The sequence below is a fragment of the Actinotalea ferrariae CF5-4 genome, assembly GCF_000603945.1.
GTDB classification, from domain to species: Bacteria; Actinomycetota; Actinomycetes; order Actinomycetales; family Cellulomonadaceae; genus Actinotalea; species Actinotalea ferrariae.
On the sequence record NZ_AXCW01000313.1, the window covers coordinates 1 to 3,674 of the forward strand.

3 protein-coding genes are annotated in these 3,674 nt (G+C 76.8%); 2 read left to right on the forward strand and 1 reads right to left on the reverse strand.

Features of this window, described 5'->3' with window-relative positions; genetic code table 11:
• Window positions 1–1,493 (forward strand): multicopper oxidase domain-containing protein (locus tag N866_RS16870; RefSeq protein ID WP_155855442.1); only part of this gene is annotated, 1,493 nt, incomplete at its 5' end.
• Window positions 1,494–1,509: 16 nt separating this feature from the next.
• Window positions 1,510–2,772 carry a ThiF family adenylyltransferase gene (locus N866_RS16875; protein ID WP_034228648.1) on the forward strand — a complete coding sequence of 421 codons (1,263 nt, stop codon included), beginning with the start codon at window positions 1,510–1,512 and terminating at the stop codon, window positions 2,770–2,772.
• Here the strand turns inward: N866_RS16875 and N866_RS16880 are convergent.
• On the reverse strand, window positions 2,766–3,452 hold the full coding sequence (locus N866_RS16880) for a helix-turn-helix transcriptional regulator (RefSeq protein ID WP_052023194.1): 687 nt from the start codon (window positions 3,450–3,452) through the stop codon (window positions 2,766–2,768). The two genes, N866_RS16875 and N866_RS16880, sit on opposite strands and share 7 nt — an antisense overlap.
• Between the last annotated feature and the right edge of the window lie 222 nt (window positions 3,453–3,674).

The window sequence follows — 3,674 nt, forward strand, 5'->3', positions numbered from 1 at the left end:
GTGTCCGGCGGGCCTCGCCCGTGCGGGCCGCCGGTGCCGGTCCTGTGACGATCACGCCCGCGGAGGTGCTCGCAGGGCACCGGACGTCCGGCGGCCCCGCCCTGGCCGCGGGCGTGGCGCTCGTCCTCGTGGTGGCGGCCGGCGTCGCCGGCGACCCCGCCGCCGTCGGCCTGGGTGCCGCGGCCTCCGGCGGCGTCACCGCGAGCGGCGAGGTCGTGGAGGTCGAGGTCGAGGCCCGCGACATGCGCTTCGCGCCGGCCTCGGTGGAGGTCGCCGCGGGAGACCGCCTCGTCCTGGTGGTGACCAACGTCGACGACACCGTGCACGACCTGGTGCTGGACTCCGGCGCGAGCAGCGGGCGCCTCGCGGCCGGGGCGACCACGCGGATGGACGTCGGGGTGGTCGGCCGGTCGTTGGCGGGCTGGTGCTCCGTCGCCGGCCACCGGCAGATGGGCATGACGTTCGACGTCGTCGTCACCGGCGGTGCGGCCGACGGCGACCCGGCGGCCGGGACGGCGGAGCACCCTCCGGGGGGACCTGGTGTCGGCACGGGCGCAGCCGGCCACGGCGCGCCGGGGGCGGGCGACCGTGTGCCCATGGACCTCCTCGCGCCGCTGGGGGAGGACGTCGTCGTCCGCGACGCCACGCTGCCACCGGCCCCGCCGGGCACGGTCCACCGCGTGACGCTGGAGGTGACCGAGCAGGAGCAGGAGGTCGCGCCGGGCGTCCGGCGGACCGTCTGGACCTTCGGCGGCACCTTCCCGGGACCGACCTTGCGCGGGAAGGTCGGCGACACCTTCGAGATCACGCTCGTCAACGACGGCTCGCTGGGGCACTCCATCGACTTCCACGCCGGCGCCCTCGCGCCGGAGCGGCCGATGCGCACGATCGATCCCGGCCAGAGCCTGACCTACACCTTCACAGCGAACCGGTCCGGGGTGTGGATGTACCACTGCTCGACCATGCCGATGTCCCTGCACATCGCCAACGGCATGTTCGGCGCCGTGGTCATCGACCCGCCGGGGCTGCCGCCGGTCGACCGGGAGTTCCTCGTGGTGCAGTCCGAGCTCTACGTGACCGCCGGCGCCGAGGACGGCGCGATGCTCACCGACGAGGCGAAGCTGGTCCTCGAGCAGCCGGACGGCGTCGTCCTCAACGGTCACGCGTCGCAGTACCGGCACGCGCCCCTGCGGGCGCGGGTCGGGGAGCGGGTGCGGTTCTGGGTGCTCGACGCGGGCCCCAACCGGTCCTCCGCGTTCCACGTCGTCGGGGGGCAGTTCGACACCGTCTACAGCGAGGGCGCCTACCTGCTCGGCGGGCCCGCGGCGGTCGGCGGGGATCCCACGGGCGGCGCGCAGGTCCTGGCGCTGGAACCGGCGCAGGGCGGGTTCGTCGAGCTCGTCATGCCCGAGGCGGGGACGTACCCGTTCGTCTCGCACCGCATGGTCGACGCCGAGCGTGGGGCCTCCGGCCTCCTGCGGGTCGAGCCGTGACGCCTACGCTGACCCGGTGAGCCCTTCGTCAGGCCCGCCGTCCGTCCCTCCGCTCGTCGAGCCCGGTCCACCGCTGACGGCCGCGCAGCGCGAGCGCTGGTCGCGGCACCTCCTCCTGCCGCAGCTCGGGGAGACCGCGCAGCGGCGCCTGCGCAACGCCCGCGTCTGCGTGGTGGGTGCCGGCGGGCTCGGCGCCCCGGTGCTCCTCTACCTGGCGGCGGCGGGCGTCGGGCGGCTGGGCATCGTCGACGACGACGTCGTGGAGGCCTCGAACCTCCAGCGCCAGGTGCTCCACGGCGTCGCGGACGTGGGGCGGCCCAAGGTCGACTCCGCCGCCGACGCGGTGCGGGCGCTCGACCCCGAGGTGGAGGTCGTCACCCACCCCGTGCGGCTGGACGCCGGCACGGCCGACCTGCTGTCGGACTACGACCTCGTCGTCGACGGGACGGACAACTTCCCCACGCGCTACCTCGTCAACGACGCGTGCGTCCGCCTGGGGCTGCCGGAGGTGTGGGGCTCGGTCTTCCGGTTCGACGCCCAGGTGGCGGTCTTCTGGGGCTCGCCACCGGCCGGCAGCGGGGTCGCGCCGGTGCAGCTCCGCGACCTCTTCCCCGCCCCGCCGCCACCCGGCACCGTGCCGTCCTGCGCCGAGGGCGGGGTGCTCGGGGCCATGTGCGGTCAGGTGGGGTCCCTGATGGCCACGGAGGCGGTGAAGCTCCTCACCGGGGTCGGACGGCCGCTCCTGGGCCGGCTGCTCGTGCTGGACGCCCTCGCGGCCCGGTGGACCGAGGTGCCGCTGGTCGCCGCGACGACGGCGAGCAGCGCGACCGGCGACGCCGCGTCCGACGGTTCCGCCCCGGGCGTCCCTGCTCCGGACGGCCCTGCTCCGGACGGCCCTGCTCCGGACGACCCTGCTCCGGACGACGGGGGGTCGCAGGTCCCGGTCCCCGTCGTGGCCGCGACGGACCTCGCGGCACGGCTCACGGCCCGGGAGCAGGGCGGCCCGGACCTCCAGCTCGTCGACGTGCGGGAGCCGGGGGAGCGGCAGGTCGTCGCGATCCCGGGCGCGGACCCGGTGCCCCTCGGGGGCCTTCTCGACGGCAGCACCCTGGCGCAGGTCCGCCGCGACGTGCCGGTGGTCCTGCACTGCCGCAGCGGTGTCCGGTCGGAGCAGGCGGCACGGGCCCTCCTGGCGGCGGGCTGGGCCGACGTCGCGCACCTCGAGGGCGGCGTGCTCGCCTGGGTGGAGCACGTGGACCCGACCCAGGCCCGCTACTGAGGCGTCCCGGCGTCGTCGGGCGTCGTCGGGTCGGCGAGCGTGGCGACGCAGAGGTCCGGCGCGACGAACGGCTGGATGCTCGTGGCGACGACGTCCGAGCCGGCCGCCTCGAGCGTCGCCCGGATGAGGCCGAGGTGCGCCTGGCAGACCACGCCGGGCTGGGCGTGGGCGACGTCCCGGATCGGGCAGCTGTGCAGCAGCACCCGGCGCCCGTCCGCGGCGAGCTCCGGGGCGAAGCCGGCGCGCCGCAGCACGCGGACCACCTCGGCGACCCCCTCCGCCGCGGTGGACGTGCCGGGCGGCGTCGTCGCGGACCGTGCCGCCCACCGCCGGCCCATGTCCTCACCGTCCACCGCGGGGTCGCCGGTCGCCGCGGCCAGCTGCTCTGCCAGGAGCAGGGCGAGGGAGGCGTACGCCTGCGCGGGATCCGGTGCGCCGGACGCCTCGTAGAGCTCGCGCGGGCGACCGCGGGCGCCGCGCTGGTCCGTGCGGCGGGACGCGCGGCCCTCCCGGACGAGCACGTCGAGGTGCGCCCGCACGGTGTTCGGGTGCAGGCCGGTCACGTCCGCCAGCTCACCGACCGTCGTCGGGCCGCCCTGCTCCTCGAGGGCGGCGAGCAGGGCCGCACGCCGGGCACCCGGCGGCAGTCGCAGGGCCGGTGCGGAGCGCGGGATGGGCACGGTGGATTTTCCACCGAAAGAGGAGTAGAAAGCAACCGGCCGACGACGGCCCGGCGCACGGCCGCGACACGACGGCCGTCCACGGCGCCGCGACACCGAGGAGCTGTCATGACCGACACGACCCAGCAGGACCTGGCCACCGGCGAGCGCGCGGCGGAGGCCGGCGGCTGCGGGTGCGGCGGCTGCGGCTGCGGCGGCGGCGCGGGGGAGACCACCACGGAC